The 21,601-nt window shown below is 64.4% G+C and carries 25 protein-coding genes; 14 read left to right on the top strand and 11 right to left on the bottom strand.

The window, feature by feature from the left end; translation table 11 throughout:
* The first annotated feature begins 118 nt into the window (after positions 1-118).
* A complete protein-coding gene (locus tag ACYG9R_RS11120) occupies positions 119-1,786 on the top strand; it encodes an FAD-dependent oxidoreductase (protein ID WP_023824072.1) in 1,668 nt (555 codons plus the stop codon).
* The gene (locus ACYG9R_RS11125) at positions 1,786-2,091 is read left to right on the top strand and encodes a UBP-type zinc finger domain-containing protein (protein WP_023824073.1); all 306 of its coding nucleotides are present in this window, start codon (positions 1,786-1,788) and stop codon (positions 2,089-2,091) included. Before ACYG9R_RS11120 ends, ACYG9R_RS11125 begins: the two co-directional genes overlap by 1 nt.
* Before the next feature lie 39 nt (positions 2,092-2,130).
* Here ACYG9R_RS11125 and ACYG9R_RS11130 read toward each other — a convergent pair whose 3' ends face one another.
* The 6 genes from ACYG9R_RS11130 to ACYG9R_RS11155 form a co-directional block, all read right to left on the bottom strand.
* Complete coding sequence (locus tag ACYG9R_RS11130) at positions 2,131-2,322, bottom strand: hypothetical protein (protein WP_196813602.1); 192 nt, start codon at positions 2,320-2,322, stop codon at positions 2,131-2,133.
* A 132-nt stretch (positions 2,323-2,454) separates the two neighbouring features.
* Positions 2,455-3,636 carry a trans-sulfuration enzyme family protein gene (locus tag ACYG9R_RS11135; RefSeq protein WP_023824075.1) on the bottom strand — a complete coding sequence of 394 codons (1,182 nt, stop codon included), beginning with the start codon at positions 3,634-3,636 and terminating at the stop codon, positions 2,455-2,457.
* Positions 3,633-5,066: a pyridoxal-phosphate dependent enzyme gene (locus ACYG9R_RS11140; protein WP_023692936.1), complete on the bottom strand. Its 1,434-nt coding sequence runs from the start codon at positions 5,064-5,066 to the stop codon at positions 3,633-3,635. Before ACYG9R_RS11140 ends, ACYG9R_RS11135 begins: the two co-directional genes overlap by 4 nt.
* A 227-nt stretch (positions 5,067-5,293) precedes the next feature.
* On the bottom strand, positions 5,294-6,661 hold the full coding sequence (locus ACYG9R_RS11145) for an FAD/NAD(P)-binding protein (RefSeq protein ID WP_023672083.1): 1,368 nt from the start codon (positions 6,659-6,661) through the stop codon (positions 5,294-5,296).
* Positions 6,662-6,677: 16 nt separating this feature from the next.
* Positions 6,678-7,154: an RrF2 family transcriptional regulator gene (locus ACYG9R_RS11150; protein WP_023672084.1), complete on the bottom strand. Its 477-nt coding sequence runs from the start codon at positions 7,152-7,154 to the stop codon at positions 6,678-6,680.
* 415 nt (positions 7,155-7,569) lie between these two features.
* The gene (locus tag ACYG9R_RS11155) at positions 7,570-7,731 is read right to left on the bottom strand and encodes a hypothetical protein (RefSeq protein ID WP_023824076.1); all 162 of its coding nucleotides are present in this window, start codon (positions 7,729-7,731) and stop codon (positions 7,570-7,572) included.
* Between the two features lie 230 nt (positions 7,732-7,961).
* Here ACYG9R_RS11155 and tauA point away from each other — a divergent pair, with 230 nt between their 5' ends.
* The 4 genes from tauA (at position 7,962) to ACYG9R_RS11175 (ending at position 11,048) form a co-directional block, all read left to right on the top strand.
* The gene (tauA, locus tag ACYG9R_RS11160) at positions 7,962-8,975 is read left to right on the top strand and encodes a taurine ABC transporter substrate-binding protein (protein ID WP_023710332.1); all 1,014 of its coding nucleotides are present in this window, start codon (positions 7,962-7,964) and stop codon (positions 8,973-8,975) included.
* 161 nt (positions 8,976-9,136) lie between these two features.
* Positions 9,137-9,928, top strand: a complete 792-nt coding sequence (locus ACYG9R_RS11165) for a taurine ABC transporter ATP-binding protein (protein WP_023686044.1) — start codon at positions 9,137-9,139, stop codon at positions 9,926-9,928.
* Complete coding sequence (locus ACYG9R_RS11170) at positions 9,925-10,785, top strand: ABC transporter permease subunit (protein ID WP_023824077.1); 861 nt, start codon at positions 9,925-9,927, stop codon at positions 10,783-10,785. Before ACYG9R_RS11165 ends, ACYG9R_RS11170 begins: the two co-directional genes overlap by 4 nt.
* 80 nt (positions 10,786-10,865) lie before the next feature.
* A complete protein-coding gene (locus ACYG9R_RS11175) occupies positions 10,866-11,048 on the top strand; it encodes a hypothetical protein (RefSeq protein ID WP_023672089.1) in 183 nt (60 codons plus the stop codon).
* Between the two features lie 136 nt (positions 11,049-11,184).
* On the opposite strand, the gene ACYG9R_RS11180 is transcribed toward ACYG9R_RS11175, so the two are convergent.
* The gene (locus tag ACYG9R_RS11180) at positions 11,185-11,472 is read right to left on the bottom strand and encodes a GIY-YIG nuclease family protein (RefSeq protein WP_023710330.1); all 288 of its coding nucleotides are present in this window, start codon (positions 11,470-11,472) and stop codon (positions 11,185-11,187) included.
* A 283-nt stretch (positions 11,473-11,755) separates the two neighbouring features.
* Between ACYG9R_RS11180 and ACYG9R_RS11185 the strand changes: the two genes are divergently transcribed.
* The 4 genes from ACYG9R_RS11185 to ACYG9R_RS11200 all read left to right on the top strand — a co-directional run bounded on the left by ACYG9R_RS11185 (position 11,756) and on the right by ACYG9R_RS11200 (position 15,532).
* Positions 11,756-12,709: a sulfonate ABC transporter substrate-binding protein gene (locus ACYG9R_RS11185; protein WP_023687582.1), complete on the top strand. Its 954-nt coding sequence runs from the start codon at positions 11,756-11,758 to the stop codon at positions 12,707-12,709.
* Positions 12,710-12,778: 69 nt separating this feature from the next.
* The gene (gene ssuD, locus ACYG9R_RS11190; RefSeq protein WP_023702435.1) at positions 12,779-13,948 is read left to right on the top strand and encodes an FMNH2-dependent alkanesulfonate monooxygenase; all 1,170 of its coding nucleotides are present in this window, start codon (positions 12,779-12,781) and stop codon (positions 13,946-13,948) included.
* The gene (locus tag ACYG9R_RS11195) at positions 13,945-14,721 is read left to right on the top strand and encodes an ABC transporter permease subunit (protein WP_023824078.1); all 777 of its coding nucleotides are present in this window, start codon (positions 13,945-13,947) and stop codon (positions 14,719-14,721) included. The genes ssuD and ACYG9R_RS11195 overlap by 4 nt, the downstream gene beginning before the upstream one ends.
* A 7-nt stretch (positions 14,722-14,728) precedes the next feature.
* On the top strand, positions 14,729-15,532 hold the full coding sequence (locus ACYG9R_RS11200) for an ATP-binding cassette domain-containing protein (RefSeq protein ID WP_023824079.1): 804 nt from the start codon (positions 14,729-14,731) through the stop codon (positions 15,530-15,532).
* A 319-nt stretch (positions 15,533-15,851) separates the two neighbouring features.
* Here the strand turns inward: ACYG9R_RS11200 and ACYG9R_RS11205 are convergent, their stop codons facing one another.
* Entirely contained in the window at positions 15,852-16,037 is a 186-nt protein-coding gene (locus ACYG9R_RS11205; protein ID WP_023750996.1) for a hypothetical protein, read from the bottom strand.
* A gap of 309 nt (positions 16,038-16,346) precedes the next feature.
* Between ACYG9R_RS11205 and ACYG9R_RS11210 the strand changes: the two genes are divergently transcribed.
* From ACYG9R_RS11210 to ACYG9R_RS11225, 4 genes are all read left to right on the top strand, one after another.
* Positions 16,347-16,706 carry a septal ring lytic transglycosylase RlpA family protein gene (locus tag ACYG9R_RS11210; protein WP_023672096.1) on the top strand — a complete coding sequence of 120 codons (360 nt, stop codon included), beginning with the start codon at positions 16,347-16,349 and terminating at the stop codon, positions 16,704-16,706.
* 252 nt (positions 16,707-16,958) lie between these two features.
* The gene (locus ACYG9R_RS11215; RefSeq protein ID WP_023824080.1) at positions 16,959-18,236 is read left to right on the top strand and encodes a polyhydroxyalkanoate depolymerase; all 1,278 of its coding nucleotides are present in this window, start codon (positions 16,959-16,961) and stop codon (positions 18,234-18,236) included.
* 192 nt (positions 18,237-18,428) lie between these two features.
* Positions 18,429-19,046, top strand: a complete 618-nt coding sequence (locus tag ACYG9R_RS11220; protein WP_023805854.1) for a transglutaminase-like cysteine peptidase — start codon at positions 18,429-18,431, stop codon at positions 19,044-19,046.
* Between the two features lie 264 nt (positions 19,047-19,310).
* Positions 19,311-19,517 (top strand): hypothetical protein, encoded by a 207-nt coding sequence (locus ACYG9R_RS11225; RefSeq protein WP_023672099.1) that lies wholly within the window; start codon positions 19,311-19,313, stop codon positions 19,515-19,517.
* Positions 19,518-19,611: 94 nt separating this feature from the next.
* Here ACYG9R_RS11225 and ACYG9R_RS11230 read toward each other — a convergent pair whose 3' ends face one another.
* Genes ACYG9R_RS11230 through mltA form a run of 3 tightly spaced genes read right to left on the bottom strand, consistent with a single transcriptional unit; the run spans position 19,612 to position 21,595 of the window.
* Positions 19,612-19,980, bottom strand: coding sequence for a helix-turn-helix domain-containing protein (locus ACYG9R_RS11230; RefSeq protein WP_023672100.1), 369 nt, complete (start codon positions 19,978-19,980; stop codon positions 19,612-19,614).
* On the bottom strand, positions 19,980-20,498 hold the full coding sequence (locus tag ACYG9R_RS11235; RefSeq protein WP_023692923.1) for a Smr/MutS family protein: 519 nt from the start codon (positions 20,496-20,498) through the stop codon (positions 19,980-19,982). Before ACYG9R_RS11235 ends, ACYG9R_RS11230 begins: the two co-directional genes overlap by 1 nt.
* Positions 20,495-21,595: a murein transglycosylase A gene (mltA, locus tag ACYG9R_RS11240; protein WP_023824081.1), complete on the bottom strand. Its 1,101-nt coding sequence runs from the start codon at positions 21,593-21,595 to the stop codon at positions 20,495-20,497. Before mltA ends, ACYG9R_RS11235 begins: the two co-directional genes overlap by 4 nt.
* Between the last annotated feature and the right edge of the window lie 6 nt (positions 21,596-21,601).

Below are 21,601 nucleotides of genomic sequence, written 5' to 3' on the forward strand. Positions count from 1 at the left end.
TGCAGCTCGGGGCCATGCGAAGCATCCGCACCAGCTGGCGCGGGAGCCACCTCCCCTTCCGGCCAGTCCCCCAACAAACCACTTCAAACCCGGCCGTCTCGGCGCTACGCTCGCACCTATGGCCCCACCCACCCAGCCGATCACCGTCACCCGCCGCGACCAGATGTTTCCCATCCTGGGCGACGCCGATATCGAGCGCATGCGCCGGTTCGGCGAGGCGAGTTCCTATGCCGCCGGCGAGCATATCGTCACCGCCGGCACCGTGGCGCCGGGGCTGATCGTCATCCTGTCGGGCACGGTCGATATCACCCAGGATGTCAGGCCCGGCCGGCGCGAGACCATCGTCACTCATGGTCCCGGCAATTTCATCGGCGAGCTGGCGCAGCTTTCCAGCCGGCCGTCGCTGGTCAATGCGGAGGCGGCCGAGCCGGTCGAGGCCTTCGTCATCCCCTCGCAGCGGCTGCGCGACCTGATGGTGCAGGAGGCAAGCCTTGGCGAGCGGATCATGCGGGCGCTGATCCTGCGCCGCGTCGGGCTCCTGGAAAGCGGCAGCAGTGGACCGATCGTCGTAGGCCCGGCCGGCAACGGCGATACGCTGCGGCTGCAGGGATTTCTGCGCCGCAGCGGCCAGCCGCACCGCGCGCTCGATTCCGACAGCGACCCGTGCGCCAAGACGCTGATTGAGCATTTTCATGTTGACCCGCACCATCTGCCGATCGTGCTCTGCCCCAACGGCAAGCTGATGCACAATCCCGGCGAAACCGAACTTGCCCGCTGCATCGGCCTGCTGCGGCCGATCGATCCCGACATGGTCTATGACGTCGCCATTGTCGGCGCCGGGCCGGCGGGGCTGGCGGCCGCGGTCTATGCGGCATCCGAAGGGCTGTCGACCATCGTGCTCGATTGCCGCGCCTTCGGCGGCCAGGCCGGCGCCTCCGCGCGCATCGAGAACTATCTGGGTTTCCCCACCGGCATTTCCGGCATGGCGCTGATGGCGCGCGCCTACAACCAGGCGCAGAAATTCGGCGTCGAAATAGTCATCCCCGACGAGGCCAAGCTGCTCGGTGCAGCAGGCGAGGGCTACACGCTTACCGTCGGCGACGGTGAAAGCCTGCGCGCACGCACGGTGGTGATCGCCAGCGGCGCCCGCTACCGCCGCCTCGACATCGCCAAGCTGGCCGAGTTCGAGGGCACGTCGGTGCATTACTGGGCCTCGCCGATCGAAGCGCGGCTATGCACAGGGCAAGAAGTGGCGCTGGTCGGCGCCGGCAATTCGGCGGGGCAGGCGGCGGTCTATCTCGCCAGCCAGGTGCGCAAGGTGACGATGCTGGCGCGCCGCGGCGGCCTCAGGGAAACCATGTCGCGCTATCTGGTCGAGCGTATCGAGGCGCAACCCAACATCGAGGTGCTTGGCGAGACCGAGATCGAGGCGCTGGAAGGCGAAGGCGGCAATCTCACCCAGTTGCGCTGGCGCAACCCCGGCGGCGTCGAGATGCGGCCGATCCAGCATCTCTTCCTGTTCATCGGCGCCGACCCCAACACCGATTGGCTGGCTGGGTGCGATATCGCGCTCGACGCCAGGGGTTTCGTGCGCACCGGCTCCGACATAGCGGCGGGCCCGATGGAGACCAGCCGCAGCGGCGTGTTCGCCATCGGCGACGTGCGCGCAGGCTCGGTCAAGCGGGTCGCCGCCGCCGTCGGCGAAGGCGCCCAGGTGGTGGCTGCCTTGCACGCCTATCTCGCGCGACCCAACGCAGCAGCGCCCGAACTGGCCAGGAGAGCATAATGGATGAATGCAAACACACGCGCGACATCAAGACGGTGACGCCGAGCGCGCTCGGTTGCGAGGAGTGCCTGAAGAGCGGCTCGATGTGGGTGCATCTCAGGCTGTGCCGCACCTGCGGCCATGTCGGCTGCTGCGACGACTCGCCCAACCGCCACGCCACCAAGCATTTCCACGCCACCAAACACGCTATCATCGAAGGCTACGACCCGCCGGAAGGCTGGGCCTGGTGCTTTGTCGACGAGGCGTTCATCGACCTGGAAGGCGACGTGACGCCGCAGAACGGCCCGATCCCGAAGTTTTTCTGAGGCGGCCGTTCCCGGGCAGGCAAGCCGACGGCCGCGCCGCTATTTCACCGAGCCCGTAACCGTGCGGTCGAGGGCGTCGGAACTGTGGTCGTTGCCGGCAAGAGCGGCAATGACCAGAAGGCTGGCGACGACCGGAACGAACAGGATGGCCACGCGGGCCTGCACATAAAAAATGGCGCGCCATTCGCTGCGCTTTTCCGGGTTGTTGTCCATCACACTCACTCTCGCCATGCCTCCCCGGGGCGGGACATAGCGGCCAAGGGTTAAGCAAAGGCTGCTGAATGTGTTAACGCGCGGCGGATTGGGATTTAATCTCGACGGTCAGCGCCGCCCCTCATTGTCATCGGTACGCATCCGGTACGCCTACCCCCGCAACGCCTGCTCCAGATCGGCGATCAGATCATCGCCATCCTCTATCCCCGCCGACAACCGCACCAGCGAATCCGAAATGCCGATCGCGGCGCGCTTTTCGGCCGGGATCGAGCCGTGCGTCATCAGCGCCGGGTGTTCGATCAGGCTTTCGACGCCGCCGAGGCTTTCAGCCAGCGTGAACAGTTGCGTCCGTTCGAGGAAGCGTTTGGTGCCGGCGAGGTCGCGGTCGAGGTCCACCGAGATCATGCCGCCAAAGGCATGCATCTGCTGGACGGCGATGGCGTGCTGCGGATGGCTGGCCAGGCCGGGATAGACGACGCGGCGCACATCTTTTCGCGCCTCCAGCCACTGCGCAATCTTCAGGCCGTTCGTGGAATGCCGCTCCATCCTGAGCGCCAGTGTCTTGATGCCGCGCAGCGCGAGAAAACTGTCGAAGGGACCGGAGATGGCTCCGATGGCGTTCTGCAGGAATTTCAGCTGGGCGGCGAGATCCTTGTTGTCGCCGACGATGGCGACGCCGCCGACCATGTCGGAATGGCCGTTGAGATATTTCGTCGTCGAGTGCACGACGATGTCGATGCCGAGTTCCAGCGGCCGCTGGATGTAGGGGCTGCAGAACGTGTTGTCGGCGACCGTCAATACGCCCTTGCGCCTGGCGAGTGCCGCAACGCCTTCGAGGTCGACGATACGCAGCAGCGGATTGGTCGGAGTTTCGACCCAGAGCAGTTTTGTCTCCGGGCGAATCGCTGCTTCCACCGCCGCCAGATCGGTGAAGTCCACAAAACTCACCTGCAGATTGGCCGAGCGCTTGCGCACCCGCTCCATCAGCCGGAACGAGCCGCCATAGATGTCGTCGGTGGCGACGATATGGGCGCCGCTGTCGAGCAGCTCGAGCACGGTCGAGATCGCCGCCAGGCCGGAAGCAAAGGCAAAGGCCGCCGAGCCGCTCTCGAGATCGGCCACCGCGCGCTCGAAGGCAAAGCGGGTCGGGTTCTGGCTGCGGGCGTACTCAAACCCCTTGTGCACGCCGGGCGACTGCTGGCCATAGGTCGAGGTCGCGTAGATCGGCACCATCACCGCGCCGGTCAGCGGGTCATGGCTCTGGCCGCCATGGATGGTGCGCGTGGAAAAAGCCAGGCGGTTCTTGCCCGATGGGGATGTTTCAGCAGTCATCGTGCGCGCCTCAAATGGTTGATCAGGTCGATACGGGTTATCAGGCCGACGAACTCGTCGCCATCGAAGATGATGGCGACCTCGTTGCGGTCGAACACCGGCAGCAGCGCATCCAGCGTCTGGCTGGCCTGCAGCGTGTGCAGATTGGAGGTCATGGCGGTGCGCACCGGGGCGTTGAAGCGGTCCCAGCGGCCGTCATAGGGGCCGTCGACCTTGGCCAATATATCGCCCTCATCGATAATGCCGACCAGCTTGCCGTTGTCCAGCACCGGCAGCTGCGAGACATCGGAGCGGCGCATGCGGCCATAGGCGTTGAGCAGGCTTTCGTCGGGGCCGACATAAACGGTGTCGCCGGTGCGGTGCGAGCGCATGACGAGGTCGCGCAGATCGCCATGCTGTTCCTGTTCGGCCAGCCCCTGCTCGGCCAGCCAGAAATCGTCGAACACCTTGGACAGATATTTGTTGCCGCTGTCGCAGACGAAGGTGACGACGCGTTTTGCTGTCGTCTGCTCGCGGCAATAGCGAAGCGCGGCCGACAGCAGCGTGCCGGAAGACGAGCCGGCGAGAATGCCTTCCTTCGAAAGCAGGTCCCGCACGGCCAGCATGCTCTGCTTGTCTGGGATGGAATAGGCTTTCCTGACCAGCGACAGATCGGCATTGGGCGGCACAAAATCCTCGCCGATGCCTTCGACGGTCCAGCTGCCGGCCTCTTCCATCTTGCCGGTCTTGATCAGCGGCGCCAGCACCGATCCGACGGGATCGGCCAGCACCATTTCGGTCTTCGGCGATGTTCTGGCGAAGTAGCGGCCAAGCCCGGTCAGCGTGCCGCCGGAGCCGACGCCGACGACCACGGCGTCGAGGTCGCCGTCGAGCTGGGCAAGGATTTCCGGTCCGGTGGTGGTCTCATGCGCCTCGGGGTTGGCCGGGTTGGCGAACTGGTTGGCGTAGAAGGCGCCGGGCGTTTCCGATGCGATCTTCTCGGCCATGTCCTGGTAATATTCGGCATGGCCCTTGCCGACATCGGAGCGCGTCATGCGCACTTCGGCGCCGAGCGCGCGCAGATGCTGGATCTTTTCGCGCGACATCTTGTCGGGCACGACGAGGATGATGCGGTAGCCCTTGGGGATGCCGACCTGGGCGAGGCCGAGGCCGGTATTCCCGGCGGTCGCCTCGACGATGGTGCCGCCGCGCTTGAGCTTGCCTTCCTTCTCGGCCGCGGCAATCATTGACAGCGCAATGCGGTCCTTGATCGAGCCGCCTGGATTCTGGCTTTCGAGCTTGATGAACAGCCGGCACTTGCCGGTGTCGAATTTGGTCAGTTCGACCACCGGCGTCTGGCCGATGAGGTCGAGCACCGAGGCGTAGGGCGGACGCAGGCGGGATAACGCGCCGTCCGAACTGCCTGGCGCAGCTTTTCCGTGCTCGCTCATATCGATGTGCTCCCTTGAACAAGCGACCGCCTCGGGGGCAGAGCGGCAGCGTAGCTTCTTTTCCGGCCGTTTGCAGTCGGAATGAAGGTAGATCGTGCCAATCAACCGGCGAGAGGGGGAATGGAATTCCAGTTTTAGGCCGGCTTTGGACTCAAGCCCAACACCCTCCGTAGCGATCCTTCCCACCCCCCTCTGAGGGGCGTGCTATCCCGCCGACGTCAACAGCTTTACCCCAGCAGCTGCTTGCTCAGCCTAGCGCATTGCACGCGGATGTCGGGGATGGCGTCGATCTCGAAGAAGGTGCCGCGGGTCAGCGGCCCGACGGCGAGGATCTTGGCCGATGCGGTGCCGTCGCCGGCGATGATTTCGCACTTGGCCGTTACATCGAGGCCAAGCCGCAGCGGGTCGGGCCGCGCCAGGCCGCGGTCGACCAGCGAGCGCACGACGCTGTTCGACGTCGTCGAGATGTCGCGGGCGATGCCGGTGCAATCATAGATGCGGGCGACCTGCAGCGTTTCCAGCGCCTTTGTGTGGCGAGACTGGATGCCGACGGTGAATCCATCGCCAGCCTCGATGCCGACGACACGGCCGGCGACCGGGCGGATGCGGCCGGTGCGCACCGCTTCGGTGACGCGGGCATGCACCTCGGGCGCCAGCCGATGGCGATGGATGTCCCACCAGGCCTTGGTGTGCTCAACGAAGCGGCGCTTGGCCGAGGACGGCCAGTTCTGCCAGATCTTCTGATTGAAGGGTCGCAGCCCATCGACGACGTCGCGCCAGTCGATGCCGGCCTTCTGGTTTTCGCGGATCAGATCGCGGAACCAGCCGACGAAATAGGAGAGCTGCGTGCCGAGCGGAATGTCGGCGACGTCGAGCTTGATCGGGTTGCCCTTGCGGTGCGGCGACGGCAGCAGCCCGCGCCGCGATACGGCGACGATCTCGCCGCGATGGCCGCGCTGCTCGAGCGACAGGAAGGCATCGACCATGCTGAGCCCGGTGCCCAGCACCAGCACGCGGGCTTCAGGATCGAGCGCGGTGTCGGCCTCGGTGCCCATACGGATGGCGTGGCCCTGGCCGGCGCCGGGCTGCTCGTCATGGCCGGTGGCAAGCACCGCCAGATGCGCGACGACGCTGGTGCCGTTGGCCAGCACCACTTCGACACCGGACGATGTCGGCGAGATCGACAGGCTTTCCTCGCGAATCAGCCTGAGACGGCCGGTTTCCTTTTCGCGCGCTTCGAGCTCGTCGAGCACTTCCTTGAGGTAGCGGGCATAGACGCTGCGCGGTGCATAGAAGGGTGTCTGCGGCGTCTGTTCCTGGCTTATCAGGCCGCGCCCCTGCAACCAGCGCCAGAAATTCAGGGGATCGTCGGCATAGGCGCTCATCCCCGCAGCGCTGACATTCAGCACGTGCGCCGACAAAAGCGTCGAATAGGCGATGCCCTGGCCGAAATGCGGACGCTTTTCGATCAGCGTGACGCGAAGGTCCGGGTTGGGCGACTTCAGCAGATGCGCGGCCAACACGACGCCGCTGGCGCCGCCACCGACGATGATGATCGAGCTGCGGATGATCGAATTGGCGCGCGCGACGCTCATGCGAGCACGCTCAGGATCAGGCGGGGACCTTTTGCGCCGGCGCAAGCTCGTCGATGTCCCTCGCGACCGGAAGGTCGTCGAGGACGATGTCGCGCATCTCGGCCAGCGTGCGCTGGTCGAGCACCTCGGCGATCGCCTGCCGGACCTCGAGCATCAGATGTCGGACTTGGCATGTCGCCTCATTGCAGTCTTCACAGCGCTGATACTGAGTGCGGCTGGCGCAGGGGATGGGCGCCAGCGGTCCGTCGAGGACGCGCACGACATGGCCGACCTTGATCTCGTCGGCCGGGCGCGCCAAGCGATAGCCGCCATCCTTGCCCTTGCGGCTCTGGACGAAACCGGCATTGCGCAATTCGCCCAGAATGGCGTCGAGGAATTTCTTCGGGATGTTGTTGCCGCTGGCGATGTCGCCGACGAAGGCGAGCTGTCCCACCGGCAGATGCGCCAGATGGACCAGCGCCTTGAGGCCGTACTTGCCTTTTTTGGTGAGCATAGACCGAATGTTTCTCTGTCAGGCGATGGCCCAAACCATCGGTTGCGAAACGCCTGACGTGCCTCCCCGCCGCGTGCAAGCTGGCTTCGACACATAAATTCTACTGACATGATATACAAGCCGAGAAACCTTGATTTTGCTTCGTTTTCACGCCGCAGGGGCCACTTTAGCAAGGCTTTGTGCCGTTACGGTCACAGCCAGCCGCGAGCGATTGCGGCGATGAACGGCGGCTCCTGCTCCCAATGTCGATAAGATTACTATACTTACCCTCGAACACGCGGAACGTGTTTTCAAATCAACCGTCTTTTACAGCATGGATTTGCGCCATTTGGGGCTTTGCCGGGAATTTTGGGTCGCAGCCCGCGGATCGGCGAACATGACTCCCGACAACTCGGGCGCCGCCCTGCGCCCGATATCAGGACGCCGCCTTGCCGCTCTGAGACCGGGCGGCCTTGGCGGCCACCGGCACGCCGCTTGACCGCAGCATCCAGCGGTGGCCGTCGCTGCGGAAGTCGGTGAGGCTCAACGGCTCGACATCGATCCTGCGGCAGGCCGCAAGCGGCGCGCCGAGCGCCAAATCAGGCCTCTTCCGTAGGGAGGATTGGCAGAACCACCAACTCTTCAGCGCCTTTCGGGCGCCGTTTGCGTTTGTGCACGGTTCGACACGGGCCGGTCACCGCGCCCGCATCAGCCGGTGGTTTTTTTCTAACAAGTGCTTCTTGCTTGGAAGGATTTAACTCTACAAGAATGATAGAATTAGCTGACTATGAACAGGCATCCGGTTTTCTCATTTTCATGGAGCCTTTCATGTCCAGCATTTCGCGACGCATTGTCCTCCTGTCGTCGGCAGCTTTGGCGGGTGCGGCCTTCCTCGGCCCGGCCCAGGCGCAGGACCTCAACATCACCATCGGCTACCAGACGGTGGTCGAACCTTCCAAAGTAGCGCAGGCCGACGGCGCCTATGAAAAGGCGACCAAGGCCACGATCGACTGGCGCAAATTCGATTCCGGCGCCGATGTCATCGCCGCCGTCGCATCCGGTTCGGTCGATATCGGCTATGTCGGCTCGAGTCCGCTGGCCGCGGCCGCCAGCCGCGAACTGCCGATCCAGACCATCTTTGTCGTCGGCCTGATCGGCCAGTCCGAGGCGCTGGTCGCGCGCAACGGATCCGGCATCGAGAAGATCGCCGACCTCGCCGGCAAGAAGGTGGCGGTGCCGTTCGTGTCGACCACGCATTACAGCCTGCTTGCCGCGCTGAAGCACGAAAACGTCGACCCGAAGTCGGTCGAAATCCTTAATCTCAGGCCACCGGAAATAGCCGCCGCCTTCGCCCGCGGCGACATAGACGCGGCCTATGTCTGGGATCCGGCGCTCGGCCAGATCAAGACGACAGGCAAGGTGGTGCTGGATTCCTCGCAGGTTGCCGCCTGGGGCGCGCCGACCTTCGACGCCTGGATCGTGCGCACCGACTTCGCCGAAAAGAACCCGGACGCCGTGCGCGATTTCGTCAAGGTGACCGGCGAATCCTATGCCCAGTTCCTGGCCAAGCCCGAGGCATGGTCGGTTTCGTCGCCGGAAGCGGCCAAGATCGCCAAGATCACCGGCGCCAAACTGGAAGAGGTGCCGCAGCTCCTCAAGGGTTACGTCTTCCCGACATTGGAAGAGCAGGCTTCCGACAAATTCCTCGGCGGCGGCACGGTCAAGGCGATCGAGGCAGCTTCGGCCTTCCTCAAGGAGCAGGGCAAGATCGACGCCGTGCTGCCCGACTATTCGAAATACGTGTCGTCGAAATACGTGACCGAGGCTCTGGCCTCGAACTGATCTTCAGTTTTACGCAATTCCGGACGGAAAACCGCTTCACACTTTTCCTGGAATTGCTCTGAACACGCGCGGTTTCCTCTTCCCTGACGCCGCGTGCTGCCTGTCCCGGATCCGCTCAACGAGGGCCGGGGCAGGCTGATTTTCTTCCGGAGCCCCTTTTCATGCCGCATCTCGTACTCCACCCGCATCTCGTACTCGACAAGGTCTCGGTTCACTATGACGGCCAGGCAGCGCCGGCGGTCGACCGAGTTTCCATCGATGTCGCCAAGGGCGATTTCGTCGTGCTGGTCGGCCGCTCCGGCTGCGGCAAGACCTCGCTGCTCAATGTCGCCGCCGGCCTGGTCGAGCCTGCGCGCGGGGTCGCCACGATCGGCGGCAGGCCGATCACCGGCCCAGGCTCCGACCGGGCGGTCGTGTTCCAGAACGATGCGCTGTTTCCCTGGCTGACGGCCCGTGAAAACGTCGCCTTTGCGCTCAGGCTGCGCGGCGTGCCGCAAGCCGAGCGGGCGCGCCGCGCCGACCAGTTGCTGGCGCTGGTCAAGCTTGACGGCGTCGGCGACAAACGCATCTGGGAATTGTCCGGCGGCATGCGCCAGCGCGTCGGACTCGCCCGTGCACTCGCCGCCGAACCGGAATTCCTGCTGCTCGACGAACCGCTCGGCGCACTCGATGCGCTGACGCGCGAGCGCATGCAGACGACGCTGCTCGACCTGTGGACCGCAAGCCGGGTCGGCGTGCTGATGGTCACGCACGGCATCGAGGAGGCGCTGGTGCTGGCCACAAGCATCGTCGTTTTGGCGCCCGGACCGGGCCGCGTGGTGCGGACATTCGAGACCGGTTTCAGCCGGCGCTATGCCGCAGGCGAGCCGATCCGCGCCATCAAGGCCGATCCAGTCTTTGCCGCGGCGCGCGGCGAGCTGACCGATGCGATCTTCGAAGGAGAGGCGGCATGAGCGTCACCTCCTACAGCGAGCGGCCGGCCACCGGGACCGGCGAGGCCGATGCCATTTCGGTGCCGTGGTCGCGGCCGGTGCGGAAGCGGCGCGGGGTTTCCTCGCGGGCGATCAGCGCCGTCACCATCCTGGTCGTGCTGGCGGCATGGGCGCTGTCTGCGCGCCTGCAACTGGTGTCGCCGGTGTTCCTGCCGTCGCCCGCTGCCGTGTGGACCAAGTTCATCGTGGTGATCAAGGACGGCTTCGTCGACGCGACTTTGCTCCAGCACATCGTCGCCAGCCTCGGCCGCGTGTTCGCGGCGCTGCTCGCGGCCATCGTCATCGGCGTTCCGGTTGGGCTGGCTATGGGCATTTCGACGGTCGGGCGCGGCATCTTCGATCCCTTGCTCGAATTTTTGCGGCCGATCCCGCCGCTCGCCTATCTGCCGCTGGTCATCATCTGGTTCGGCATCGGCGAGCCGTCAAAGATCCTGGTGATCGCCATTGCCATGCTGGCGCCCGTGGCGCTGTCGACGGCCTCGGGCGTGCGCGGTGTCTCAAAGGAGCGCATCGATGCGGCCCGTTCGCTTGGTGCGACGCAGCGCCAAGTGGTGCGCCATGTCATCCTGCCCAGCGCGCTGCCGTCGATCCTCACCGGCCTGCGCATCGCGCTCGGCGCCGGCTGGTCGACGCTGGTTGCAGCCGAGCTGGTGGCGGCAACGCGCGGCCTCGGCTTCATGATCCAGTCGGCCGCCCAGTTCCTGGTCACCGATGTCGTGGTGATGGGAATAGTGGTGATCGCGACAATAGCCTTCGTGCTGGAATTCATCATCCGCCGGATCGAGCGTCAGCTGGTTCCGTGGGCGGGAAAGGAATGACAACAAGTTTCTGCCGGTTTGACCGGCTGCTTCCCTTCGCAGCACGGCGACCGCCGATCCGGAACAGAAGGAGTGATGTCATGACCCAGTCCACCGCGGTGCTGTTCGCCCACCTCGGCAACTGGCTGCTCGCCTGGCGGGAGAACTCGTCGTCGCAGCCGCAACCGAAATCGCCGGCCCCGGTGCAACTCGACGCCGAACGCGACCGCCTGCCGCCACGCGACGAGGGATTTTACTGGGCCTGGCAGTATTGGTCGCAGTGAGGTGATGGTGATTAGCGCCAGCCTTCGCGATTTCGTCATCCTAGGGCGAAGCAAGGAGCGAAGCGACGCGGCGCAGACCCTAGGATCCATGCCGAGACGCTGATGCTACGCTCCAGGGGAGCAACAAACCGGGCGCCTACCACCCGGTTCCGCGAAACAGCTCAAACCACTCCGGATTGGCCTTCTCTATCAGTTCGATCTTCCACTGTCTCGGCCATCGCTTCAGCGACTTCTCGCGTTGAATGGCATCGGTGATGTCGAAGAATTCCTCATACCAGACCAGCCGTTGAACACCGTAGCGGCTGGTGAAGCCTGCGCCCTGGCCGGATTTGTGTTCAGGCATGCGGCGGGCGAGATCGTTGGTGACGCCGATGTAGATCGTGCCGCGTTTTTGGCTTGCAGTCATGTAGACGTAGCCGGTCATGGTTTCAGGGTATCGAGCCTCGGTCCGCGCACAAGCGACATTCTGATCCGTTCCACTCTACGGCAAACGTCACGGCATGGATCCTAGGGTCTGCGCCGCGTCGCTTCGCTCCTTGCTTCGCCCTAGGATGACGAGCGCTGGGTTCTGAAGAAAATATTTCCACGTCAAGCAACCAACTCGCAAAATCGTTTCTCTACTAAATTTATAGACCTACCTAGCCTTGTCTCTCATCCACGGCAGGGAGCCCTTCCCGGCGCCGGTTCGCAGCGAAGGAAGAGGGATCATGTTCAGCCTGACCAGACGCGTTTTCGGCCTTGGCCTTTTGGCGGCGGGCATTGCTGCCTCGCTCAGTGCCTCGGCGCAGGAGTTGAAGCAGCTCAACATCGGCTATCAGAAGACCGGCCTGCCGGTCATCGCCCGGCAGCAGCAGGTGATCGAGAAGGCGCTGAGCGACAAGGGTGTCGCGGTGAAATGGGTCGAATTCACCGCCGGCCCGCCGCTGGTCGAGGCGCTCAATGTCGGCGCCATCGATGTCGGCTGGACCGGCGACGCACCGCCAATCTTCGGCCAGTCGGCCGGCGCCAACATCGTCTATGCGGCGGCACTGCCGGCCAATGGCGACGGCGAAGCGATCTTCGTCAAGCCGGCATCGCCGATCCAGTCGCTCGCCGACCTCAAGGGAAAGCGCATCGGCGTCGGCAAAGGCACCAGCGCGCACAATCTGCTGGTCGCGGCACTCGAAAAAGCAAACATCCCCTTCGACCAGATCACCCCGGTCTATCTCAGCCCGGCCGATGCTGCGGCGGCTTTCGCCAGCGACCAGATCGATGCCTGGGCGGTCTGGGATCCGTTCTACGCCATCGCCGAGACACGCTACCAGCCGCGCGTGCTGGCGCGCTCCAGCGAGGTGCTGAAGGTGAACACCTATTTCCTCGCCAACAAGGATTTCGCCAAGGCGCATCCGGAGACGATCGCCACGACGATATCGGCGCTCGGCGTGGCGGCGAAATGGGCGGACGCGAACCGCGACAAGGTTGCCGCGGCGCTGCATGAGGTGACCGGCGTGCCGCTCGATGCACAGACGATCGCGGCCAACCGCACCAAATTCGGCATCTTCCCGATCACCGACGAGATCATCGCCGGCCAGCAGGCGACAGCCGATCGCTTCTACAAGCTCAAGCTGATCCCGAACGCGGTGCGCATCTCCGACGCCGTGTGGACCGCACCGGGCAATTGAACTTTCTTGTGTGGCGCCGGGCGGAAAACGCCCGGCGCCTTTGCCGTTTCAAGCTTCAGGGATTTCGCCATGACCGCTTCATCAAGCCCGCAAGCCGGCCCGCTCGATTTCTTCTGGTTCATCCCGACGCATGGCGACGGCTCCTATCTCGGCTCCGAACAGCAGCAGCGGCCGCCGGAGTTCGCTTACTTCAAGGAGATCGCACAGGCCGTCGACCGGCTCGGCTTTCCCGGCGTGCTTTTGCCGACCGGGCAGAATTGCGAGGATTCCTGGATCACCGCCTCCGGCCTTGCAGCGCTGACGGAAAAGCTCAAATTCCTGGTGGCGCTACGGCCCGGCGTGACGTTGCCCACCTTCGCGGCGCGCCAGACGGCGGCGCTCGACCGGCTGAGCAATGGCCGCCTGCTGCTCAATGTCGTGGTCGGCGGCAACCCGACCGAGCTTGCCGGCGATGGCGTGTTCCTGCCGCATGACGAGCGCTATGCGCAGGCGCAAGAGTTCCTGACCATCTGGCGCGCCCTGGTGTCGGGCGAGAGCGTCAACTTCAACGGCAAATATTACCGCGTCGACAATGGCCGCCTTGACCTTCTGCCGCAACAGGAGCGGCCGCCGCTCTATTTCGGCGGCTCGTCCGATGCCGGCCAGGAGCTCGCCGCCGATCTCGTCGATATGTACCTGACCTGGGGCGAGCCGCCGGCGCAGGTGGCGGAAAAACTCAGCGCGGCGCGCAAAAAGGCTGAACGGCGCGGCCGCAAACTGCGTTTCGGCATCAGGCTTCATTTCATCGTGCGCGAGACCGAGGAAGAGGCCTGGCGCGCCGCCGACCGGCTGATCAGCCACGTCACCGATGCCCAGATCGAAAATGCCCAGGCCCGCTTCACCAGGGAGATGGACTCTGTGGGACAGCGGCGCATGGCCGAACTGCATGGCGGCCGCCGCGACAGGCTGGTGGTTTCGCCCAATCTGTGGGCCGGCGTCGGCCTGGTGCGCGGCGGCGCCGGCACAGCTTTGGTCGGCTCGCCCGAGCAGATCGTCGAGCGCATCCGCGAGTATCAGGCGATCGGCATCGACACCATCATCGGCTCCGGCTACCCGCATCTCGAGGAAGCCTACCGCGTCGCCGAGCTTCTGTTCCCGCGTCTCGGCCTGGGCACCAGGCGGGCACGGGCGCATGAGAACATCGCCAATGAATTCGCCGTCGGCTTCCACGGCGCCAACCGCCTTCAGGCGTCGTCATGAGCCTGGCTCAACGGGTCAAACAGAACGGCATCGGCTGGCTGCTGCCGGCGTTGGTCATAATTGGCTGGGAAGCCGCCAGCCGCGCCGGCGTGATGCCCGCCAATGTGCTGCCGGCGCCGAGCGCGGTGGCCGAGGCCTTCTGGCGGCTGACGCTGTCGGGCGAGCTGATACAGAACATCAGCGTCAGCACGCTGCGCGCGCTGGCCGGCTTTGCCATCGGCGGCTCGATCGGCTTTGCACTCGGCCTTGCCAACGGGCTGTCGGCGCTCAGCCGCGGCCTGACCGACACGACGCTGCAGATGATCCGCAACATCCCGCATCTGGCGCTGATCCCGCTGGTCATCCTGTGGTTCGGCATCGACGAGGAAGCAAAACTGTTCCTGGTGGCGCTCGGCGTGTTCTTCCCGATCTACGTCAACACGCTGCTCGGCATCCAGAGCGTCGACCCGCATCTGGTCGAGATGGGCCGGGTCTACGGCATGGACCGCCGCGCGTTGTTTTTTCAGGTGATCCTGCCCGGCGCGCTGCCGGCGATCTTCGTCGGCCTGCGCTATGCGCTGGGCATCATGTGGCTGACGCTGATCGTTGCCGAAACCATCTCGGCCAGTTCCGGCCTCGGCTACATGGCCATGCAGGCACGCGAATTCCTGCTGATCGATGTGGTCGTGCTGTCGATCCTGATCTATGCGCTGCTCGGCAAGCTTGCCGACAGCTTCGCCCGCCTGCTCGAGCGGCTGTCACTCGGCTGGCATCCCGCCTTCCAGAACGCCTGAGGGTTCGATGCCAACCGCCAGCCTGACCGCCATCCGTTCCTTCGTCGCCGCGCCGGAACCGTCACGGCCGGAGGAGGCCGTCGACAGGCAGCGCGCCTTTGCCTTCAAGGGCGTGAAAAAGCGCTTTGGCGACAAGGTCGTGCTCGACGGCATCGATCTCGACGTGCCCGTCGGACAGTTCGTTGCCGTCATCGGCAAGAGCGGCTGCGGCAAGAGTACGCTGTTGCGGCTGCTGGCCGGGCTCGATCGGCCAACCGCTGGATCCCTTACATTCGGGCCGGAGGCGAAGGCCGGCGCCGGCGAAGAGAGCCGCTTCATGTTCCAGGAGCCGCGGCTGCTGCCCTGGGCCAGCGTGGTGAAAAACGTCGAGGTCGGGCTGACCGGGCTTGCCACCGGTGCGGAAGCCAGGCGGCGCGCGCTCGCCATCCTGGGTGAAGTCGCCCTCGCCGACCGCGCCGACGAATGGCCCTCGGTGCTGTCGGGCGGCCAGAAGCAGCGCGTGGCGCTGGCGCGCGCCCTGATCGGCCAGCCTCGGATCCTGGCGCTCGACGAGCCGCTCGGCGCGCTCGATGCGCTGACCCGCATCGAAATGCAGCAGCTTCTGGAACGCATCTGGCTGGAGCAAAAATTCACCGCCGTGCTGGTCACGCATGACGTCGCCGAGGCGGTTGCGCTCGCCGACCGGGTGGTGGTGATCGAAGACGGCCGCATCGCGCTCGATCTCGACGTGTCGGTGGCGCGGCCGCGCCGGCGCGGTTCGGTCGAGCTTGCCAGGCTGGAGGGCAGGATTCTGGATCAGCTGTTCGGGTAGTGCTGTCGCGGGCAGGGCATTCTATCCGAACCGGATAGATCGGTAACAGAATGGACCGGCAATATGGGGTGGCTGTTTTCTTGCTCGCCGGGTTGGCCCTGTTTGCGACTGCGGGTTTGACCAGCGCCTTCCCCCACTCCGTCACCGCTTCGCGGCGCCACCTCTCCCCCCTCCGGAGGGAGAGGAAGGGAGCCAGGCCGCATAAGTTCGCGCCCCTGCAAGGCTCGCGCCCTTCCTCTCCCCCGTCGATCGGGGAGAGGTGTCGAGCGAAGCTCGACGGAGTGGGGGTCGATCTGTGGCGGTCGACTTTCGTCGCAACTCACCCCGGCGAACGGCTCGCCCATACCAGCCCGGCGAAACCGACCAGCATGGTCACGATGCCGATATAGAGCCATTGCGACTGGCCGGTCATGAAACTGCCGCCGACCACGCCAATGCCTTGCAGCGACCACAGCGCGCCGATGGCCAGTACGATCAGAGCCAGCAGATACTTGAACAGTCTCATCGTTGGAATCCCTTTTCAAAGTCGATCGTCACTGCGCCATGACCGTGATGACAGAGCGAAAGGACGGCGCCCAATCGCGCTCTCTTCTACTTGTACTATAACGTCCTGCCTTGCTCACGGAATCTGTGAAACAGCTCGCAATATCGCTGGCGATACGGCCGCGCCACACGAAAGATGCCTGACAAACTGTTTCCCAGCGACTCCAAACGTGTGCCGGTGCCACGGAACTGCCCGATGCTTGCCGCATTTCCCGCCTTATTCGGCACTTAACGGCTGGGGTCTGTCGAAAACGGAGCCAATCCCCCCAACATGAAGAAAACAAACCAGACCGCGCTTGTCGCGGTAACGATCGCGGCTGGCCTAATGGTCGGTGCATCCGCCTCCTCCGCCGCTGGCCAGTGCGGCCGCGCCTCCTGGTACGCACTGCATTCCAGGACCGCCAATGGCGAACGCATGAACCCGTCGGCGCTGACCGCCGCGCACCGCAGCCTGCCTTTCGGCACCAAGTTGAAAGTGACCAACCAGAATAATGGCCGCAGCGTCATCGTGCGCATCAACGACCGCGGCCCGTTCATCAAAGGGCGCGTGCTCGATCTGTCCAAGGGCGCCGCCGGCCAACTCGGCTTCATCGGCTCCGGCCATACCTCGGTGTGCATGGCGCGCGTCTAGATCTGTCCAAGTCCGGCCCGATCGGGCCGGACGCATCCTGCCCCGTTGTCCAACAGCCTTGCATTTTGCAGTGCACATTGAGCCGGCTCCAGCCGCCCAACGCGGTTTCTCAAGGCCTTGGACGAAAGATTGGCATATGTCACGCCACGTGACGTATTGCATCGCAGCAATATCTTGTTAACCTCCGCGCGAGACATTCAAGGCTCGGCGCTGTCCGTCGTCCCTTCGGTCACGGCAGCTGCGGAGTACCTGATGTTCTACCAGCTCTACGAAATGAACCATGCCGCCCTGCAGCCCGCGCGGCTTTATGCCGATGCAGTGCGGCTGTTCTACACCAACCCGCTCAATCCGTTTTCGCATACGCCGTGGGGCCGCTCGGTCGCCGCCACCGCCGAACTGTTCGAGCGCACGACGCGCCGCTACAGCAAGCCGCATTTCGGCCTGAGCAAGACCGTGGTCGACTGGAAGAGCGTCGAGGTCAGCGAAAAGACGGTGTGGTCGAAGCCGTTCTGCAATCTTACCCGCTTCGAGCGGTCGGTGCCCGCCGGGCGAAAGGCCGACCCCAAGCTTCTCATTGTGGCGCCGATGTCGGGCCATTATGCGACGCTGCTGCGCGGCACGGTCGAGGCGATGCTGCCCTATGCCGACGTGCACATCACCGACTGGGTCGATGCCCGCATGGTACCGGTGACTGACGGCCATTTCGACCTCGACGATTATATCGACTACATCATCGACATGCTGCATGCGCTGGGGCCGGACACCCATGTGATGGCGGTGTGCCAGCCTTCGGTGCCGGTGCTGGCAGCGGTGGCGCTGATGGAAAAGCGCGGCGATCCCTTCGTGCCCTCGACCATGACCTTGATGGGCGGGCCGATCGACACCCGCCGCAATCCGACCGCGGTCAATCTTCTGGCCAAGGAAAAGGGCATCGACTGGTTCCGCGACAACGTCATCATGCACGCGCCCTGGCCGGTGCCGGGCTTCGGCCGCGAAGTCTATCCGGGCTTCCTGCAGCTGTCGGGCTTCATGAGCATGAACCTCGACCGGCACATCACCGCCCACAAGGACTTCTTCATGCACCTGGTCAAGCATGACGGCGACAGTGCCGAGAAGCACCGCGATTTCTACGACGAATATCTGGCGGTGATGGACCTGACGGCGGAATTCTATCTGCAGACCGTCGACACGGTGTTCGTGCGCCATGCGCTGCCCAAGGGCGAGATGACGCATCGCGGCGAGGTGGTCGACACCAAGGCGATCCGCAATGTCGCGCTGTTCACGGTCGAAGGCGAGAACGACGACATTTCCGGCCTCGGCCAGACCCAGGCCGCGCATGATCTCTGCCCCAACATCCCGGCTGACCGGCATGCGCATTACATGCAGCCGGCCGTCGGCCATTACGGCGTCTTCAACGGGTCGCGATTCCGCTCGGAAATCGTTCCGCGCATCGTCGATTTCATCACAAGCTACGGCCGCCAAACACGCGTAGCGGTGAAACCCAAGCTGGTCCGCTCCGCCAAAAGCTGAGGCTCGATCCAGCTGCAGAGTGCATTGCCCGCAGCAGCGGGGCGATTTTGCGCGCCACAGGCGTTCTGTTGCACAATAGACGCTGTTGGGCGGGCGCGGGTAACCATGCCGAAGAATCTGGCTCCCCCGATAATTGACACGGAGTGTAAATCCCCTTTAACCTTTCGTTAACAACAAGGGCGAACGGGGACAATGACTTCCTCACCGATAGCACGGACGCTGCGCTTGTGGGCGGCAGCAGGGCTGGCGATCTCTGCGTGCGGGGCAGTGCCGGCACTTGCAGGCGGCGCCATGGCGACGGGCGGCATGACCTCGCAGCCGATCGGCCACTATGATTTCTGTAAAACCCAGCCCGGCGAATGCTCGATCCGGCCGAGCAACCTCAACCCCGCCGCGATGACCGACGCCTTCATGCGCAAGCTGATCAACGTGACGTCAAGGGTCAACGCCGCCGTAAAGCCGATGAGCGACTACGACATCTATGGCAAGGACGAGGTCTGGGCCTATCCCGACAAGGGCGTCGGCGATTGCGAAGACTATGTGCTGGAAAAGCGCCGCCAGCTCTCGCGCTCTGGCGTGTCGCTGGCCGATCTCTTGATCACCGTCGTGCGCAAGCCGGACGGCGAAGGCCATGCCGTGCTGACCGTGCGCACCGACAAGGGCGACTACGTCCTCGACAATCTGACCGACAAGGTGAAGATCTGGGACGCCACCGGCTATCGCTTCCTCAAGCGGCAGGCCATCGACAACACCGGCCGCTGGGTCTCGATCCGCGGCGGCCAGCAGGTACTGGTCGGCGCGGTTCAGTAAGGACACGACGCTTTCGCGCGCCATCTTCAGGATGAGTCAGCGCCGCCCCTCATCAACGCTGCGGAATAGGTGCCGGCGCAGCGGCTATCTCCCTTCCCCCGTCACTACGGGGAGAAGGTGCCGGCAGGCGGATGAGGGCAGCGCTGCCCTCGAAATCTTATCTCTCGAAACGCCTCCTCAAAAAATTTCGCTACCTGCGTGAACCAAACCGTCTCCAGCGGCGACACACAGCCGTAAACAGAAACCCAACCATGGAGACTTCAAATGACTGCTTTCCTGCGTAATGCTTTCCTCGCCGCCATCGCGGTATCGTCCCTGGCCGGATCCGCTATGGCCGACCAGACCGGCTGCGCCAAGAACAACCAGTGGGGCAATCGCTGTTGCGATCTCACCTCGGACTGCCTGGGTGGCGGTCGCGGCGGCGATCATGACAGCACTGGCGGCCGTGGCGGCCAGGCCGGCGCGAAGTAATCTCGCTATATGCCCGCTGGCTAACGGCCGGCGGGCATCGCCTTAGGATGAAATGCCGGCGCTATTGATGAGCATTCGTGGCCTTGGCGCCGCCCTACTTACGCCGCTCCAGTGCCGCCCGGATCGAGCCGGTGATGCGGGCAAGCTCGGCTTCGTCCAGCTTCTCGATGTTTTCGGCCAACAGATTGGCCAACTCGGTGGCAGCAGGACTGAGGCCGGACGTATCGAGTCTCACCCGCGGATGTGAGGCCTCGGCCAGACGCGCCAGCTCTTCGGCATCGTCCCAGATGACGTTGAAATAGCCGATGATCTTCTGGATCAGCGTCCAGGTCGGCGCGCCGCGGCGGCCATGTTCCAGCGCCGACAGATAGGCGGCGCTGACTCCGATCGCCTGCGCCATGTCCTTCTGGCGCAAGCCGCGCTCGGCTCGAAGCGCCCGCAGTTTTTCGCCGAACGGCGTCATCAGCGGGTTCGCCTGAGCCGAACGTAGAGCGCGCCCGAACCGCCGTGGTTGCGGGCGGCGTGATCGTGGCTGGAGACCAGCGGCCGGAAGGCAGGCGTCGACAACCAGGCAGGCACGGCGCGCCGCAAGACGCCGTCGCCGCCCGACGATGACCCTTTTCCCGTAATGACGAGGACATAGCGGACCCCGCCGGCATGGGCCCGGTGCAGGAACGAAAACAGCAGCGAATAGGCCTCGTCCTGGGTCATGCCATGCAGATCGACGCGGCCTTCGATCGGCAGCCGGCCCTTCTTCAGCTTGTCCAATGTCGGCTCGTCCAGCGCGTGCGATACATGCTGCGCCTTCGGCTTGGCGGCGAGGACCGGACCGACAGCGACTGGCGTCTGTGCCGGCTTGGGGTCGACGACAATGTCGGGAATCTCGACCGCAGTCCGGCCCTTCAACGGTCGGGCGGTGCGCGCCACCAGGTTCCACAGCACCCGGTCGTCTTCATTGAGTTTATCGGGGCGCTTGTTCATCGATTCGATTCCGAAACGAGAGCGCGTGGAACCAAGGCATAGAAATCGGCCGCATTGCGAACCACGCCGGCGATCTCGCCGGCCGCATCGCCGGAGCCGGCGAACAGATCGCCCCGCGCCGGTCCGGTGATGGCCGAACCGGTGTCCTGCGCAATCATCAGCCGCCGGAACGGTTTTCCATCGAAGGCGGTCAGCGACGGAGCGTCGATGTAGAAGGGGGTGCCGAATGTGTGCAGCAGCCGGTCGACCGCGAGCGAACGGCCGGGCGTCAACGGCACCTTGGCGGCGGCGATAGGACCGAGTGCGGCATCGTCGACATCGGCTTCGCGAAAGAAGATGTAGGAGCCGTTCTGCAAGAGGATCTCGTCGACGCGATCCGGATGCGCCCTGAACCAGGCGCGGATAGACTGCATCGTCACTTTTTCCAGTGGGATTTCGCCGAGTTCGGCGAGAATCTTCCCCGGACCGCTGAAACGTTGGCCGGATTTGGCGGCGTAGGTGACGCGGCAAAGCCGGCCGTCCGTCATCTTCAGCCTGGCCGCACCTTGCACATGGATGAAGAAGACGTCGACCTTGTCGGCAAGCCAGGCGATTTCCAGGCCTTGGCCGGCCAGCGCGCCTCTCTCGATCTCACTGCGGTCGAAATACTCCACCAGGCCCTGCGGCGTATCGCGGGCGAAGGCGAGATAGTCGTCCATGCCCTTGGGGCGGTTGGCGTCATCGATGTCGACGAGGTCGGCCGGTCGCGCCAGAAGCGGCACGGTGAATTCATCCGTGCGCACTGGTGAGGCCTCGGCCTCCGGCTCGTAGAAGCCGGTGACCAGGCCGAGGTTTTCGGATCGAATCTGGACCGGGGCGAAATGGCGCTCGAAAAAAGCCTTGGCCGCCGACCGATTCGCCGGCGAAACGGTGCGCGCCTCGTCATAGGCGCCGGCAAACGCGTTGAACCGGACGCCCAACGAACCGGTGCGGTAGGGCTTGTTCAGGACATGAAAGGCCGAACGGCGGAAGGCTTCGAAAGCGGGCAGATGGTCATCGGAATTCCAACCGGGAAGATCATCGAAGGACTTTTCCACGAAAAGCGGCGAGAGCGACACCTCAGC

It is taken from the genome of Mesorhizobium sp. RSR565B (genome assembly GCF_054719465.1).

Excerpts from the sequence above, each read along its gene's own strand:
- ACYG9R_RS11120 (WP_023824072.1), top strand. The coding sequence starts at position 119 with ATGGCCCCACCCACCCAGCCGATCACCGTCACCCGCCGCGACCAGATG.
- ACYG9R_RS11125 (WP_023824073.1), top strand. The coding sequence starts at position 1,786 with ATGGATGAATGCAAACACACGCGCGACATCAAGACGGTGACGCCGAGC.
- ACYG9R_RS11130 (WP_196813602.1), bottom strand. The coding sequence starts at position 2,322 with ATGGCGAGAGTGAGTGTGATGGACAACAACCCGGAAAAGCGCAGCGAA.
- ACYG9R_RS11135 (WP_023824075.1), bottom strand. The coding sequence starts at position 3,636 with ATGACTGCTGAAACATCCCCATCGGGCAAGAACCGCCTGGCTTTTTCC.
- ACYG9R_RS11140 (WP_023692936.1), bottom strand. The coding sequence starts at position 5,066 with ATGAGCGAGCACGGAAAAGCTGCGCCAGGCAGTTCGGACGGCGCGTTA.
- ACYG9R_RS11145 (WP_023672083.1), bottom strand. The coding sequence starts at position 6,661 with ATGAGCGTCGCGCGCGCCAATTCGATCATCCGCAGCTCGATCATCATC.
- ACYG9R_RS11150 (WP_023672084.1), bottom strand. The coding sequence starts at position 7,154 with ATGCTCACCAAAAAAGGCAAGTACGGCCTCAAGGCGCTGGTCCATCTG.
- tauA (WP_023710332.1), top strand. The coding sequence starts at position 7,962 with ATGTCCAGCATTTCGCGACGCATTGTCCTCCTGTCGTCGGCAGCTTTG.
- ACYG9R_RS11165 (WP_023686044.1), top strand. The coding sequence starts at position 9,137 with ATGCCGCATCTCGTACTCCACCCGCATCTCGTACTCGACAAGGTCTCG.
- ACYG9R_RS11170 (WP_023824077.1), top strand. The coding sequence starts at position 9,925 with ATGAGCGTCACCTCCTACAGCGAGCGGCCGGCCACCGGGACCGGCGAG.
- ACYG9R_RS11175 (WP_023672089.1), top strand. The coding sequence starts at position 10,866 with ATGACCCAGTCCACCGCGGTGCTGTTCGCCCACCTCGGCAACTGGCTG.
- ACYG9R_RS11180 (WP_023710330.1), bottom strand. The coding sequence starts at position 11,472 with ATGACCGGCTACGTCTACATGACTGCAAGCCAAAAACGCGGCACGATC.
- ACYG9R_RS11185 (WP_023687582.1), top strand. The coding sequence starts at position 11,756 with ATGTTCAGCCTGACCAGACGCGTTTTCGGCCTTGGCCTTTTGGCGGCG.
- ssuD (WP_023702435.1), top strand. The coding sequence starts at position 12,779 with ATGACCGCTTCATCAAGCCCGCAAGCCGGCCCGCTCGATTTCTTCTGG.
- ACYG9R_RS11195 (WP_023824078.1), top strand. The coding sequence starts at position 13,945 with ATGAGCCTGGCTCAACGGGTCAAACAGAACGGCATCGGCTGGCTGCTG.
- ACYG9R_RS11200 (WP_023824079.1), top strand. The coding sequence starts at position 14,729 with ATGCCAACCGCCAGCCTGACCGCCATCCGTTCCTTCGTCGCCGCGCCG.
- ACYG9R_RS11205 (WP_023750996.1), bottom strand. The coding sequence starts at position 16,037 with ATGAGACTGTTCAAGTATCTGCTGGCTCTGATCGTACTGGCCATCGGC.
- ACYG9R_RS11210 (WP_023672096.1), top strand. The coding sequence starts at position 16,347 with ATGAAGAAAACAAACCAGACCGCGCTTGTCGCGGTAACGATCGCGGCT.
- ACYG9R_RS11215 (WP_023824080.1), top strand. The coding sequence starts at position 16,959 with ATGTTCTACCAGCTCTACGAAATGAACCATGCCGCCCTGCAGCCCGCG.
- ACYG9R_RS11220 (WP_023805854.1), top strand. The coding sequence starts at position 18,429 with ATGACTTCCTCACCGATAGCACGGACGCTGCGCTTGTGGGCGGCAGCA.
- ACYG9R_RS11225 (WP_023672099.1), top strand. The coding sequence starts at position 19,311 with ATGACTGCTTTCCTGCGTAATGCTTTCCTCGCCGCCATCGCGGTATCG.
- ACYG9R_RS11230 (WP_023672100.1), bottom strand. The coding sequence starts at position 19,980 with ATGACGCCGTTCGGCGAAAAACTGCGGGCGCTTCGAGCCGAGCGCGGC.
- ACYG9R_RS11235 (WP_023692923.1), bottom strand. The coding sequence starts at position 20,498 with ATGAACAAGCGCCCCGATAAACTCAATGAAGACGACCGGGTGCTGTGG.